The organism is Actinospineispora acaciae DSM 45401, from assembly GCF_000620785.1.
GTDB lineage: Bacteria > Actinomycetota > Actinomycetes > Mycobacteriales > Pseudonocardiaceae > Pseudonocardia > Pseudonocardia acaciae.
On the sequence record NZ_JIAI01000001.1, the window covers coordinates 117,285 to 131,382 of the forward strand.

Below are 14,098 nucleotides of genomic sequence, written 5' to 3' on the forward strand. Positions count from 1 at the left end.
CCGGGTGGCTGCCTTCACCCCTGCGTCGAACCCGAATCGGGGTATTCGACGCCGCGAACCGTGTCGCCGGTCACACGAACGGGGCTTACCCTCTGTGCATGGGTGGGAACAGCGCATGACGGCTGGTACGGAGACGATCACGCTGGCCGACGCCGAGCGGCTCGACCGGGAGGACCCGCTGGCCGGCTTCCGGGACCGGTTCCTCCCGATCGAGGACCCGGGCGTCGTCGCCTACCTGGACGGCAACTCGCTGGGACGGCCGCCGGCGGCGACCCTGGACCGGCTGCGCGAGCTGGTCACCCGGGAGTGGGGCACCGGGATGATCCGGTCCTGGGATCGGGGCTGGCTGGAGCTGCCGGAACGGCTGGGCGACCGGCTCGGCGCGGTCTGCCTCGGCGCCGGGCCCGGCCAGGTGATCGTCGCGGACTCGACGACCGTGTGCCTGTACAAGGCGCTGCGGGCGGCGGTGGCGCTGCGGCCGGGGCGCACCGAGCTGGTCACCGACACCGACAACTTCCCGACCGACAGGTACGTCGTGGCCGCCATCGCGCGGGAGCTGGGGCTGACCGTCCGATGGATCGAGTCCGACCCGCGCGCCGGCGTCACCGCCGAGCAGCTCGCCGAGGTGGTGGGGGAGGACACGGCGGTGGTCACGCTGTCGCACGTGTCGTACCGGTCGGCCTACATCGCGGACATGGCCGGCATCAACGAGCTGGTGCACGCGGCCGGCGCGCTCGCGGTCTGGGACCTGTGCCACAGCGTCGGCGCCATGCCGGTCCTGCTGGACGCCGCCGGCACCGACTTCGCGGTCGGGTGCACGTACAAGTTCCTCAACGCCGGCCCAGGGGCGCCCGCGTTCTTCTACGCTCGCGCGGAACACCACGACCGGTTCGACCAGCCCATCGCCGGCTGGATAGGCGCCAGGGACATCTTCGCGATGGCGCCTCGGTTCGAACCGGCGGACGGTATCCGCCGGGTGCTGTCGGGTACCCCACCGGTGTTGGGCCTGGTGGGCGTGGAGCAGGGGGTGGAGATGCTGGCCGAGGCGGGAATCGAACGGGTGCGGGCCAAGTCCACGGCGCTGACCCGGATGGCCATCGAGCTGAGCGAGCGCTGGCTGGCGCCGCTGGGCTTCACGGTGGCCTCGCCGAGGGCCGACGAGGTGCGCGGCGGGCACGTCACCGTCACGCACCCGAAGGCCGAGTCGCTCGCTCGCGCGTGGATCGACAACGGCGTGATCATCGACTTCCGCACCCCGGACGGCATCCGGATCGGGCTGTCCCCGCTGTCCACCGGGTTCGCCGAGCTGTGGCGGGCGATGGACCGGGCACGGGGGGTGGCGGCATGACCGAGCGAGTGGCGGTACGGGACTCGGACCTGAGCCGGTCGCTGACCACCCGGCAGATGGCGATGCTCGGCCTGGGCGCCGCGCTGGGCACCGGGCTGTTCCTCGGCGCCGGCTCGTCGATCTCCATCGCCGGCCCGTCGGTTATGGTGAGCTATGCGGTGGGCGCGCTGGTCGCGGGCGCGGTGGCGTTCGCGCTGGCCGAGATGACCAGCGCGCAGCCGGTGCGGGGCGCGTTCGGCACCATCGCGGCCCGCTACCTGGGGCCGTTCGCGGGCTTCGCCAGCCGCTGGGTCTACTGGCTCGCGCTGGTCTGCGCGATCGGCAGCGAGGTGGTGGCGGCCGCGACCTACCTGCGGTTCTGGTGGCCCGCGATCCCGCTGTGGGTGGGCGTCGTGGTGTTCTCTCTGATCATCACCGGGGTGAACCTGGCCACCGTGAGCGTGTTCGGCTCCACCGAGGCGGTGCTGGCCGGGATCAAGGTGCTCGCGGTGCTGGTGTTCATCGTGCTCGGGGTGGTCCTGGTCGCGTTCGGGCTGCCCGGCCAGGCGCCGACCGGGCTGGGGAACTGGACGGCGACCGGCGGGTTCGCGCCCAACGGGTGGTCGGCGGTGTGGCTGGTCATGGCGGTGGTGGTGTTCAGCTTCGCGGGCATCGAGCTGGTGGCCATCTCGGCGGCGGAGGCCAAGGAGCCGGCCGAGTCGATGCGCGTCGCGATGCGGTCGCTGATCATCCGGCTGGGGCTGTTCTACCTGGTCGCGATCGGCGTGATGCTGGCGGTGCGGCCGTGGACCGAGCTGGGCCAGGCGCACGGCGTGCAGGCCAGCCCGTTCGTGGCCATGTTCGCGGCGGCCGGGATCCCGGCGGCGGCGACGATCACGAACTTCGTGGTGCTGCTGACCGCGCTGTCGGCGGCCAACGCGAACCTCTACGCGGCGACCCGCATGCTGCACTCGCTGGCCCACGACGGCTTCGCGTTCCGCCCGCTGCGCCACGCCACCGCCGCCGGCCAGCCCCGGCGGGCGGCGCTGGTCTCCGCGGTCGGGCTGCTGGTCGCGGCGATCCTGGCGGCGTACGCGCCGGCCCAGGTGTTCGGGCTGCTGCTGTCGCTGGCCAGCTTCACCGTCATCGCGGTCTGGATCATCAGCCTGTCCACCCTGATCGCGTTCCGCCGCCACCCCGACCGGGGCGAGTCCAGCACCCGGCTGCCCGGCGGCCTGGCGACCCCGGTGGTGGCCATCCTGATCCTGCTCTCGGTCTACGCGACGGGCATCTTCGTGCCGGACATGCAACTGGCCTGCCTGGTCGGCGTCCCGTTCCTGATCCTGGTGGGAGTGGTGTACGCGGTGTTCTTCCGCCGGCGCGCGGTCGAGTCAACCCAGGCCTAGGCAGCACGGGGCCACCGCCCCGTTTCCACTGCGTGACGGATGCGCTGGTCGAACCGCCGCACTAGGTGTCTGCGCCAGAACTCCAGCAGCGGCCACGGCGCGTAGCCCGGCTGTGTGGCCTCGTACCGGTGCCGGACGGCGGCCGCGGGGTAGACCGTCACCTTGCCCGGGGGAAGGTTGTGGATCGCGCGGCCGCAATACCGACACAACCTGACCGGGCCGGCCGCGGCTGGCAGCCAGAACCCCGGCTGGATGGCAAGCTCACACACGGGATCCGGGTACGGCTTGTCGGGATCGTCGACGGCGTGAACGCAGAAGTCAGTGAGGCACGGCAACAGCCCGAACGTGCCCACTGTGGTTTCACGGCTAGCCATGGCGTCGCGACCGTCGAGCAGTCCTGGCGCCTTGCCTGGTGTCCTCGTTGATCATGCATCGACGCTAAGGCCGCCAAGCCGGCAAAGTTTGTCACCATGACAAACACTCGAATGGCTTAGACAGGCAGTCCGGCGCGGTAGCACATGCCGCGTAGCTCCTGGCCGATGGCGTCGCGCTTGGCCTTCGCGTACAGCTCGGCGAGGATCGAGCGCATGAACGGGTGTCGGTGGATGCGCGCGGGGGAGATCATCTCGGCTTGGCGGAGCATCATCACCGCGTCGTCGCGCCGTTTCGGGAGGCGAGCCAGGGCGCGTCCGTACTCGCGGTAGTAGGCCGACACACGGGTCGGTGACGGGAGCGCCTTGGGGTTGACCGTCGCGGCGATCTTCGCCGCCTCGGCGTGCTCGCCGGCTTCCAACGCCACGGACATGCGCCACACGCCCACGTTGGAGGGTCCGAACCCGAAGAACAGGGCATCTCCGTCCCCGGTGCGGGTGGCCAGGTCGGCGGCGTGTTCCAGGGCGGCGTTCCGCTGGGCGGTTTCGCCCCGCGCGGCGGACACCAGCGAGTCGGTGAGGGTGAGCATGCCGGACACCTGCATCGCTTCCGGGGTGCCGGTGCCGGGGTCCGCCGCCGTGAGGGTCTGCGCCGCGATGTCGAACGCTCCGGCGCCAATGAGCCCGAATGCGGTGCCGAACGCGCTCACCGCGCCGTACAGCGGCTCCTCCAATCGATCGGTGGCGCGCTGCGCGAGAGACGACGCCTGCCAGGCAAGATCCATGCTCGCCCCGATGTCACCAAGCCATGCTTGCGTGCCCTGCACATGAACGAGCGGAACGAGCCGCAGCAACTCTCGCACGTCGCGGCCGGCGTCCAGGGTGGTGTGCAAGTCGCGAATCAGACCGGGCAACTCGGCGCCCACGCGGGCGAAGTCGCAGTTCCGCTGCGCGATCAGAACGGCGTGTGTCCGCTGGGCAAGCACCTTTGCGGGTACGACCTGCCCCGCCGGCTGGCTCATGCTCGCGGAGAGCAGCGCGAGACGCACATCGTTGAGCGAGCCGTCTTCCTCCAGCTCCCCGGCGGTGGAGACACCAGACGCGGTGATCTCGCTCGGTGCGACCTCCAGCGCGTTCGCCAACTTCACGATGAGCGAACGGCGGTCGAGGGCGCGGTCTCCGGACTCAAGGCGCGACAGGTGCGACACGGAGATGCCGGCGCGGCCGGCGATCACGGCGAGGGACTTGCCCCTCGCGTGGCGGATCTGGCGTAGGTTCGCGCCGGGGCCTTGGGCAGCCTCTGCCATGTCCGACACCTCGTCCGAAACGTCTGTCGGCGTCGTTCTACGTGCGCGACCCTACTGCACATCCCTACCGCACTTTGATCACAAGCGGGACTTGCTGGGCTGTGTCCGGCGACACCGTTTCCGTAGCATGTACGGTATTGTTTCCGTATGGGCTACGGGAATGGAGTGGATGCGTGGCCGTAGAACGCAGTGGTGGGGGAGATCCGGCCAGGACCATCGCGCTGCTGTGGGGCGGGCCGCCGGAGCCGAAGGTCGGGCGCAAGCCGAAGGTGAGCGTCGGCCAGGTCGTCAGCGCGGCGATCTCGGTGGCGGACCGCGAAGGGCTCGGCGCGATGTCGATGGCCCGGGTCGCGCAGGAGCTGGGCGTCGGGACGATGTCGCTCTACACGCATGTGCCGGGCAAGGCCGAGCTGATCGACCTGATGGCCGACGGGGTGCTGCGGGAGCGCAACCTGGCGGCGGCGGGCACCTGGCGGGAGCGGATCGAGCATTACGCGGACCGCACGCGGGCGGTCTACCGGGCGCATCCTTGGATGCGGGACGTGTCGATGGTGCGCCCGCCGCTCGGGCCGGGGTTGATGGACGGGGAGGAGTTCCTGCTCGCCGCGCTCACGGACTCCGGGTTGGCGCCCAGGCAGGCCGCCGTGGCGCAGCTCGCGATCGAGGGGTACGTGCACGGCGCCGCCGCGTCCGAAGTGGACGACCAACAGCTGGAGGAGGTCACCGGCGAGTCCGGTGACTCCTGGTGGCGTGCGCGGCAGGTGTTCTGGGACGACTACTTCGACGTCGAGCGGTACCCGGTGATGACCTGCCTGTGGCGGGCGGGGGCCTACGACGTCGAGGGCACGGTCGCGGACTCGGTGCGGAGGTCGTTCGACTACGGGCTGGGCAGGTTGCTGGACGGGATCGAAGGGGGCTTGCGATGACAATCCTGGTGACGGGGGCGACCGGCAACGTCGGGCGCCACGTGGTGCGCGGGCTCGCCGAGGCGGGTGCGCGGGTGCGGGCGATGACGCGCGACCCGGGCGGGGCGGCGTTTCCCGACGGTGTCGAGGTGGTGCGCGGCGACCTCGACGCGCCGGACGGCATCCCGCTCGACGGGGTGGAGGCGCTGTACCTGTTCGTGCACTCGCCGAGCGCGCGGGACGTGGTGGACCTCGCGGTGAAGGCCGGGGCGCGGCGGATCGTGGTGCTGTCGTCGGGCGCGGTGACCCACGGCTACGACACCACGTACCACCTGCCGGTGGAGCGGGCGGTCGAGGCGTCCGGGGTGGAGTGGACGCACGTGCGGCCGGGTGAGTTCGCGACGAACAAGATCGACCTGTGGGGGCCGTCGATCCGCGCGGACGGCAGGATCGTGCACCCGAACCCGGACGAGTTCGGCCAGTTGGTGCACGAGCGGGACATCGCCGAGGTGGCGGTGGCGGCGTTGCTGGAGGGCGGGCACGCGGGCAAGGCGTACACGCTGACCGGTCCGGCGAAGCTGACCCAGCGCGAGATGGCCGCCGCCATCGGCGAGGCGATCGGCCGCGAGCTGACGTTCGTCGAGGTGACGGCGGAGGAGGCGCTCGCGTACTACGTGAGCCAGGGCTGGCCGGAGGAGTCCGCCCGCTTCATGGTCGGGCTCGGCGGTTACGAGGGCGGCGAGGCGGACGACTTCTCCGACTACGAGTTCACCGTCTCGCCGGACTTCGAGGCGGTGACCGGCAGGCCGTACCGGACGTTCGCGCGGTGGGCGCGCGATCATGCGGCGGACTTCGCGGGGTGACGGTCAACCGCGGGGTTCGGGACCCGGGTCGACCCGGGAGAGCGTGGTCCAGCCGGCCCAGCCCCGGCGCTTCAGCAGCTCGGTCAGCCGACGGGCCGGTGGCGCGGTGTCGAACGCCAGCGCGTCCAGCAGCGTGGCGAGCGGCGGCTCGATGTCGACGTCGTCGACGTACTCCATCCGCGTGAGGTAGGCGGCCATCGTGTCGGCCAGCTCGACGAGCTTCTGGTCATCGTCGGTCCGGTCGAGGGCCTGGCCCAGGGTGCGGTAGAAGCCGACGACCTGTGGGTCGGCGAGCTGCTCCCGCTTGCGCGCGATCCACTCCGGGACCCGGTCGGGCGAGCGCGCGGCCAGCGGGATCCAGCCGTCGCGTTCGACCCGGACGATCCGTTCGTCGACCCCGAGCGCGCGCAGCCGGTCCAGGAAGTCGACCACCTCCGGCGGCAGCGCCAGGCCGTCGCCGGCGGCGAGGCGGGCGATCCGCTCGCGGTGCCGCCGGCGCTGCTCGATCTCCGCGCACAGCCGCCGGTCGATCTCCGCGACGGCCTCGGCGAACTCCGCCTCGCCGGCGTGCAGCAGCTCGCGCACGCGCGCCAGCGGGACCCCGGCCTCGGTGAGGGTCCGGATCCTGGTCAGCTCGACCACGGCGGCGCCGTCGTAGCGGCGGTAGCCGGAGTCGTCCCGCTCGGGCTCGGGCAGCAGCCCCTTGGCGTGGTAGTGCCGCACCGCGCGGATCGTCACCCCGGCGTACGACGCCAGCTCGCCGATGGTCAGCATCCAACCAGTCTGCTGATGATCCGGGCGACGTCGGTCGGGTGGGTGACGACCAGCCCGTGGCCGGCGTCGAGCCAGGTCGTGGAGATGTCCGGCCGCTCGCGGACCAGCCGCTCGATGCCGGCGCGCCAGTTCCGGTTGCGCCACCGGGTCCGCTCGTCGTCGCCGTCGCCGGCCATCGCGGTCGACATGATCATGCTGATCGGGCGGTCGATCTCCCGGTACACGTCGAGGATCCGGGCGCGGACCGCGTCCACCTCGAGGTTCACCTCGATGATCTCCCGCGCGGTGAGCGGCGCGTGGCGCGCGGCGTCGTCGGCCATGGCGCGGAACTCCGGCAGGTCGGCCTCGGAGAGGAACGGTTCGGGCACGGGGTTGGCGCCGTCGACGAGGACGAGCGCGCCGACGGTGTCGGGATGCGCGCGGGCGTGGTGCAGCGCCAGGTCCGCGCCCAGCGAGTGGCCCACGAGCACGGGCGCCGAGGGCAGGTCCAGGCGCGCCATCACCGCGCCGAGGTCGCCGAGGAACGCCTCGAAGGTGTACCGGCCGGCGGCGGCCGAGCTGAGCCCGTGGCCGCGCAGGTCGAAGGTGACCACCTCGTGGTCGCGCCGCAGCAGCTCGATCAGCTCGTGCAGGTCGGCCTGGGTGGTGAGCAGCCCGGGGCACAGCACTAGCGGCCGCCCCCAGCCGGCGCGTGAGACCGAGATCGCGACGCCGTCGTTGTGCACGGTGATGGCCATGCCGACCATGGTGCGGGGTTGACCCTGCGTAAAGGTCAACCGGCGCAGGCGGCGATCTCCGGGCGCGGCGGGGTGGCGCCGGCGCCGCCCGGGGTGAAGAACGCCCGGGCGCAGTCGATCACGAACCGGGGGTTCTGCTCGGGGATGAAGTGCTCCGAGCCCGGCACGATCACCTCGCGGACGTCCCGTGCCACCGGCCGGAAGGACGCCGCGACCAGCGCGCCGAGCGCCTGTTCCCCGCCCGCGGCCAGCACCGGCATCGGCAGCCGCTTCGCGGCGGCGTTGCGGAGGATGTCCTCGGCGTCGGCGCGGAACGCCCGGTAGTACTCGTAGCCGGCGTGGCGGCGCGCCGGGTCGGCGTAGGCGCGGTAGTACGGCTCCCGGTCCTCCGGCGGGAGGCCGTAGCCGTAGATGTGGCCCAGGTAGGTCGGGACGTCCTCGTCGTCGATGAGCTGCTCGGGGACCGGGGCCGGGGTGGAGTTGAACAGGATGTGCCAGCTCACTTCGTTGATCTTGTCGAGGCCAAGGCCGGGGAGCGGGATCTCGATCACCATCAGCCTGCTGACCTCGGTGGGGAAGTCGCGGGCGTAGTAGTAGCCGACCATCCCGCCGATGTCGTGGGCCAGGATCGCGACCTCCCGGAAGCCCAGCCGCTGGACGGCCTCGTGCACCCGCCGGGCGGTGGTGGCCTTGTCGTAGCCGCCGGCCGGGACGCTGGACTCGCCGAGTCCGGGGAGGTCGACGGCGATCACCGTGTGGTCCCTGGCCAGCTCGGGGAGCGTCTTGTGCCACTCGTGGGAGGTCTGCGGCCAGCCGTGCAACAGCAGCAGCGGCGGCCCGGAACCGGCGCGGGTGTAGTGGATCGTCCCGCCCTCCACCGCGACGGTGCCCTGCTCGGTGGCCGCCGGTCCGGGAACAGCCGGCGCGGTTGTCGATGTGGTTGCGCATCCGGTGAGCAGCGCGAGCGCCGCGAGCACCGAGGCCAACGTCCTGTACATGATGATCTCCTCGCCGATGCCGGTGTTGGGGGCTCCCGTGCACAGGTCGTCACCGCCGAGGCGAACCGGACACCGGCCGCCTGCGAGGATGCGGCGGTGCCCGTGTCCCGTACCGAGCTGTTGCGCTCGCAGTTCGACCTGACCTGGTCGCTGCTGGAGTGGCACCTGGAGCGGCTGGAGCCCGCTGACTTCGGCTGGGAACCGGCGGCCCTCTGCTGGACGGTCCGCCCGGCGCCGGACGGCGGATGGGTGCCGGACTGGTGCGACAGCGAGCCCGATCCCGTTCCGGTCCCGACGATCGCCTGGCTGAGCTGGCACATCGGCTGGTGGTGGTCGGTGGCGACCGACCACGCGCTCGGCCGGACACCCCGGGAGCGGACCGAGGTCGCCTGGCCCGGCCCCGGCAGCCCGGCCGTGGCGTGGCTGCGCGCGCTGCGCACGGACTGGCTGGCGGCGCTGGACGGTCTCACCGAAGGCGGCCTCGACGCCCCCGCCCGGTTCCCGTGGCGCGACGACCCCGGGCGGACGCTCGCCCATATGGTCGGCTGGGTGAACGCCGAGCTGATGAAGAACGCCGCCGAGATCGGCCAGCTGCGGTTGCTGCGCGCGGCCACGAGGTCCGCGACGCCGTGACGCCGCTGACACCGATCGCGACCGGCTTCTCCTCGTCGATCTTCAGGACGTCCGACGGGGAATGCCTGCGGGTGCCGCGCGACGCCGAGGCCGCCGGCCGGTTGCGCCGCGGCGCCGCGGCGCTGGAGGTGCTGCACGGCAGGGTGGACGTGGAGCTGCCGTGGCCGGTCCGCTGGCTGCCCTCGGGGGAGGGCCGACCACACGGCGCGGCGCTGTGCCCGTGGCTGGACGGCGCGCACCTGACCGCCGACGCGGACGCCGGCTCGGTGGTGACCCTGCTGCGCCAACTGCGCCGCATCGAGCCCACCGCGCTCGCCGGCGTGACCGAGCCCTACCCGAGCTGGTGGCCGGCGAAGATCGCGGAGGCCGAGGCCGGCATCGCCGCCGTGGCCGGCCTGATCACCCCCGACCTCTCGGCCTGGCTGCGCGCCGAGGTGGCCGCGCTGGCCGCCGAGCTCGCGGCGCTGCCCGCTCCCGGAGTGGTGCACGGCGACCTCTGGGAGGAGAACATGCTGGTCCGCGACGGCCGGCTGACCGGGGTGCTGGACTGGGAGAACGCCGCCGTCGGCGACCCGGCGGTGGACCTTGCCGCGCTGTGGTACCTGGGCGACGACTGGGCCCGCCGGGTCCTCACCCCGCTCGACCCGCCGCCCGCCGAGCTGCGCAGGGCGGCCCGCTGGCGGGTGCTGCGCGAGCTGGACGGCGCGGCCTGGTCGGCACGCCACCGCGACGACGAGGAGCTGGCCGAGTCCGCCGAGAAGATCACCTCGGTGGCGGCGGCGCTGCATTCGTCGAGCCCGTGATCCCGGCCGCCGCCCGCAGCGTCCCGACCACCTCCGGGAAGCTGTCCACCAGCCAGGTCGGGCGCGCGGACGCCAGCTCGGCGCGCCCGTGCGCCCCGTACGTCACGGCGATCGAGCGCACCCCGGCGGCCTCGGCCATCCGCAGGTCGTGGGTGGCGTCCCCGACCATGATCGCGTCCGACGCCCGGGCGCCCAGCTCGCCGAGCACCAGCAGCGCGCTGTCCGGCGCGGGCTTCGGGTTGCTCACCTGGTCGGCGCCCACGAGCACACCGAACCTGTCGCGGATCCCGGCGGCGGTGAGCAGCGCGTCGGCGCCGGCGTTCAGCTTGCTGGTGGCCACCGCGAGCGCGAACCCGTCCCGTTCCAGCCCCTCCAGCCCGTCCACCACCCCCGGATAGACCAGGTCGGCGGCCTTGGGGAGCACCAGCTCGGCGAACGCCACCTGGTAGCGGGCGACCGCGCTGGCCACCAGCCGGTCGTCCGGCGTCACCCCGAGGAACCCGGCGAACGCGACGGTCAGCGGGATCCCGATGGTGGCGCGGATCGAGTCGGCCGCTGGGACGGGCACGCCGAGCTCGGTGAACGCGGCGGCGAACGACCGGACGATCCCGGTAGGGGTGTCGACCAGGGTTCCGTCCAGGTCGAAGATCGCGACCTTGCGCACGCGGGCCTCCCGTTCCGTAGCAGGTGTCGGACCCGGAATGCCGTCGCGGGTCAGAGCCGATGCATCAAGTATCACGTGGCCGCGCGCGAACGCCAGCGCGAGGAGTCACTGCCGGGTTCGGCCGGACAGGTCGGCGGCGATGTCGGTGAGGTGCGCGGCGATGACGTCGAGATCCTGGTTGAACAGGGCCTCGGCGTGCGCCCGGTCCTGCCAGGACGGCAGGGACAGGTGGCGGTCGATCAGCTCGGGCAGGTCGATGTGCACGGCGTGGGTGGCCGAGGCCCTGGCGGTCGGGTGGGCGTCCAGGGCGTCGCGGTCGGCGAGAATGTCGCGCAGGACCAGCGTCACCTCGTCCACCCGGTGCGCGGCCCTGGCGGGCAGCCGGCGCGCCTCGGCGGCGGTGCGCCGGCGCAGGCGTTCCACGTCGCGGCGCAGGCCGGCCAGCTCGCGGACGTCGGCCGGGGGAGGGGCGAGCAGCGCGCCGGCCGCGTAGAGCACGGCCACCGCCGCCGGCCACCAGGAGCCGATCACGCCGGCCAGGTGCAGGCCCAGCCCGGCGAGCCCGGCGGTCGACCCGGCCAGGTTCTTCGGCGAGCCGAGGTAGCGGCCCAGCCGGCTACTGGTAGCCACGGATGTCCCGGAACGCGCCGGCCAGCGAACCGCCCCTGGCCTCGAAGGTGCGCCCGCCGGTCAGGTTGGCGACCTCGGTCATGTCGTGCTCGGCGGCCTCGCCGAACAGCACGGGGAACACCGGGACCGCGCGGGTCGCCGGCGGGCGCGTGGCCAGGAACGCGCGCAGCTCGTCCAGGCCGTCGCCCCGGTTGGACTCGCCGTCGGTCATCAGCACGATCGAGGTGAACCGGTTGGGGTCGGCGGCGACCTGCGGCTCCAGCAGCCGGTAGGCCTGTTCGAGCGCGTCGTAGACGGCCGTGTTGCCGCCGGACCGCAGGTTCGCCGCGCCGGCCCGGATGCCGTCCAGGCTGGCCGGGGCGGCGGCGTCCACGGTCGCGGTGGTCGGGGCGAGCGGACGGTCGTTGAACGGCAGCAGGGTGACCTGCTCGCGGCCCCGGAACCGGCGGAACGTCCCCACCAGCGAGGCGTCCGCGCCGGACAGCCCGACCAGCGCGGCGCGCAGCCCGTTGAGCCGCTCGCCGTCCATCGAGCCGGAGACGTCGAGCACGTAGACGGTGCGCGAGGGCCGGCGGAACCTGTCGAAGTAGGCGGCCAGCAGCGCGTCCACGCTGGCCCGGTCGCCGGGGAAGGGCAGCTCGATCAGCGGCTGCCCGGGGATCCCCGGTTCGAGCGCGACGCCGGGAACCGCCGGGCGCCGCTTGGTGGCCTGCATGATCGCGCGCTGGGTGTCCGGCCGGCGCAGGTGGTCCACCAGGCGGGTGTAGGCGTCGCGGGCCGGGTCGCCCGCCGAGCGCAGCAGCGTCATCGGGTAGTCGGCGGTGACCACCCCGTCGGTCGGGTAGACCAGGGTGAGCGGCTCGGGCATGCTGCCGCTCGCGTTCGCGGCCAGCAGCACGGACTCGTAGTTGATCAGGCCGTCCACATCGGTGGCGCGCCGCGCGTACGCCTCGGTCAGGTAGCCCGAGGAGCCGGCGGAGAGCCGTTGCGCGGCGAAGAACCGGGTCAGGTCCGGGGCGACCCGCTCGATGGTGGCGGTGTCCAGCGCCGAGCCGGTCCTGGCCAGCGCGGCGGTGACCCCGACCAGCGCGGCGAAGCCCGAGTTCGACGCCGACGGGTCGGTCATGCCGTAGCCGAACTCGCCCCTGCCGGCGGCCGCCGCGATGTCCGCCCAGGTCACCGGCGTCCGGTCCCAGCCCAACCGGCGCGCGGCCGACGCCCGCAGGCCCAGCACCACCGGCGAGTTCATGATCTTCGTACGGGGGCCGAGCCGGCCGGCGGCCTCGGTCACCAGGTCCAGGTAGCGGTTCGAGGACAGCCAGACCGCGTCGTAGCGCCCGTCCGCCCGGCCGGCGGCGACCGTCTCGGCGGCCTCCAGGGTGCCGCTGTGGTCCAGCGTCACCCGAACCCCCGTCGCCTTCTCCGCCTCGTCCAGCACCGGGCGCAGGTCGGCCAGCTCGCTGCCGGCCAGCACCCGCAGCTCCGCCGCCGGACGGCCCGCGCAGCCGGCGATCCCGGAGGCGAACAGGACGGCGGCCAGGACCGCGGCGGCCCCACCGCCGATGGTCGCGCTCATCGACGCACGGCGTCGAGCATCCGCTCGAGGCTCTCGAACGGCGGCGGTTCGATCACGTCGACCAGGTCGGCGGGGACCGGCAGGTGGTGCTCGGCGCGCACCGCGTCGAACTGGCGCCGGTCCTGGGTGCGGAAGCCGAAGCTTGCGGCCAGCCTGGTCAGCTCGGGGTCGGAGGTGAGCAGCTCGCCGACCTGGTTGCCGGGCACGCGCAGCGGCACCAGGGTGTGCTTGGACGACACCGTCGGCGCCGGGTACAGCAGCACCCGGTCGGGGCTGATCGAGCCGTCCGCCCGGATCACCCGGTCGGCGAACTGCGCCTCGTACACCAGCACCATCGGCGTCTTCCCGATGCCGACCGCGAGGTAGTCCTCGAACGGTCCCTCGGAACTGCTCTGGGTGTAGCCCTGGTCGGCGAGCAGCCGGGTCAGGGTCGGGCGGACCCGGGCCTCCGCGCTCGGGTCGGTGACCACGTTCTGCCCGTTGGCCACGTAGGAGGCGATCGCCAGGTACATCGCCGCCGAGCTCGACGAGTTCGGGTCGGTCGTGGTGAGCAGGACGTTCTTGCGCGCCGGATAGGCGGTGTTGCCCGGCAGCTGGTCCCAGCGCACGCCGCGCTCGGCGAGCGCCAGGTAGGCGCCCATGTCCAGCACCGGGTAGCCGGGGCCCTGGCGGACCACGCCGGCGCGGGTCAGCAGCTCCACGATCGGGGCGAAGGTGGCGACCGCGATCGGCGAGGAGAACGGCGCGTAGCCGCGCACGATCTTGCGGTCACGCTGGATCTTGTCGGCGGCCGGCGAGCTGGACGGGAAGGCGAAGTCGTAGCGGTTCAGGTCGACCCGGGTGGCGATCTCCCGCGAGCCGGCCGGGTCGACCTCCACCCGCAGCCCGTGCGCGGCGAACGCGTCGCGCACCCGGGGGTCGTTGAAGAACGCCATCTTCTCCGAGCCGATCACGCCCCGCACCGTGGTCAGCTCGCGATGCTTGTCGAAGAAGATCACCGCGATCAGACCGGTCAGCAGGACCACCGCGAGCCCGATCCCGAACGCACGCCTCATGCCAAGCTGCCCCCTCGGCCACGAGGATGGCCTCACCCGGGGCCGGCGT

Annotated in this window: 14 protein-coding genes; 6 read left to right on the forward strand and 8 right to left on the reverse strand. The window is 72.9% G+C overall.

Features of this window, described 5'->3' with window-relative positions:
* Positions 1-115: 115 nt before the first annotated feature.
* The gene (locus N912_RS0100590; RefSeq protein WP_051579410.1) at positions 116-1,348 is read left to right on the forward strand and encodes a kynureninase; all 1,233 of its coding nucleotides are present in this window, start codon (positions 116-118) and stop codon (positions 1,346-1,348) included.
* Positions 1,345-2,733, forward strand: coding sequence for an amino acid permease (locus N912_RS0100595; protein ID WP_028920892.1), 1,389 nt, complete (start codon positions 1,345-1,347; stop codon positions 2,731-2,733). Before N912_RS0100590 ends, N912_RS0100595 begins: the two co-directional genes overlap by 4 nt.
* Before the next feature lie 490 nt (positions 2,734-3,223).
* Here the strand turns inward: N912_RS0100595 and N912_RS0100605 are convergent, their stop codons facing one another.
* The gene (locus tag N912_RS0100605; RefSeq protein WP_084210708.1) at positions 3,224-4,411 is read right to left on the reverse strand and encodes a helix-turn-helix domain-containing protein; all 1,188 of its coding nucleotides are present in this window, start codon (positions 4,409-4,411) and stop codon (positions 3,224-3,226) included.
* Positions 4,412-4,584: 173 nt separating this feature from the next.
* Between N912_RS0100605 and N912_RS0100610 the strand changes: the two genes are divergently transcribed.
* Positions 4,585-5,337, forward strand: coding sequence for a TetR/AcrR family transcriptional regulator (locus N912_RS0100610; RefSeq protein ID WP_028920895.1), 753 nt, complete (start codon positions 4,585-4,587; stop codon positions 5,335-5,337).
* Complete coding sequence (locus tag N912_RS0100615; protein ID WP_028920896.1) at positions 5,334-6,179, forward strand: NAD(P)H-binding protein; 846 nt, start codon at positions 5,334-5,336, stop codon at positions 6,177-6,179. The genes N912_RS0100610 and N912_RS0100615 overlap by 4 nt, the downstream gene beginning before the upstream one ends.
* Positions 6,180-6,182: 3 nt before the next feature.
* Here the strand turns inward: N912_RS0100615 and N912_RS0100620 are convergent, their stop codons facing one another.
* Genes N912_RS0100620 through N912_RS48600 form a run of 3 tightly spaced genes read right to left on the reverse strand, consistent with a single transcriptional unit; the run spans position 6,183 to position 8,688 of the window.
* A complete protein-coding gene (locus N912_RS0100620; RefSeq protein ID WP_028920897.1) occupies positions 6,183-6,953 on the reverse strand; it encodes a MerR family transcriptional regulator in 771 nt (256 codons plus the stop codon).
* Positions 6,947-7,690: an alpha/beta fold hydrolase gene (locus tag N912_RS0100625; protein WP_028920898.1), complete on the reverse strand. Its 744-nt coding sequence runs from the start codon at positions 7,688-7,690 to the stop codon at positions 6,947-6,949. The genes N912_RS0100620 and N912_RS0100625 overlap by 7 nt, the downstream gene beginning before the upstream one ends.
* Positions 7,691-7,725: 35 nt before the next feature.
* Positions 7,726-8,688, reverse strand: a complete 963-nt coding sequence (locus N912_RS48600; protein WP_084210501.1) for an alpha/beta fold hydrolase — start codon at positions 8,686-8,688, stop codon at positions 7,726-7,728.
* A 96-nt stretch (positions 8,689-8,784) separates the two neighbouring features.
* Between N912_RS48600 and N912_RS0100635 the strand changes: the two genes are divergently transcribed.
* Together N912_RS0100635 and N912_RS59840 are read left to right on the forward strand one after the other, a co-directional pair.
* Positions 8,785-9,321 (forward strand): DinB family protein, encoded by a 537-nt coding sequence (locus N912_RS0100635; protein ID WP_028920899.1) that lies wholly within the window; start codon positions 8,785-8,787, stop codon positions 9,319-9,321.
* The gene (locus N912_RS59840) at positions 9,318-10,124 is read left to right on the forward strand and encodes a phosphotransferase (protein ID WP_028920900.1); all 807 of its coding nucleotides are present in this window, start codon (positions 9,318-9,320) and stop codon (positions 10,122-10,124) included. Before N912_RS0100635 ends, N912_RS59840 begins: the two co-directional genes overlap by 4 nt.
* Here the strand turns inward: N912_RS59840 and N912_RS48610 are convergent.
* The 4 genes from N912_RS48610 to N912_RS0100660 form a co-directional block, all read right to left on the reverse strand.
* Positions 10,084-10,788, reverse strand: coding sequence for an HAD family hydrolase (locus tag N912_RS48610; protein ID WP_051579411.1), 705 nt, complete (start codon positions 10,786-10,788; stop codon positions 10,084-10,086). The genes N912_RS59840 and N912_RS48610 overlap by 41 nt on opposite strands.
* Positions 10,789-10,893: 105 nt before the next feature.
* Positions 10,894-11,418, reverse strand: coding sequence for a hypothetical protein (locus N912_RS48615; protein WP_051579412.1), 525 nt, complete (start codon positions 11,416-11,418; stop codon positions 10,894-10,896).
* Positions 11,405-12,994, reverse strand: a complete 1,590-nt coding sequence (locus N912_RS0100655) for a VWA domain-containing protein (protein ID WP_037062577.1) — start codon at positions 12,992-12,994, stop codon at positions 11,405-11,407. The genes N912_RS48615 and N912_RS0100655 overlap by 14 nt, the downstream gene beginning before the upstream one ends.
* Positions 12,991-14,049 carry a hypothetical protein gene (locus N912_RS0100660; RefSeq protein WP_028920902.1) on the reverse strand — a complete coding sequence of 353 codons (1,059 nt, stop codon included), beginning with the start codon at positions 14,047-14,049 and terminating at the stop codon, positions 12,991-12,993. Before N912_RS0100660 ends, N912_RS0100655 begins: the two co-directional genes overlap by 4 nt.
* Between the last annotated feature and the right edge of the window lie 49 nt (positions 14,050-14,098).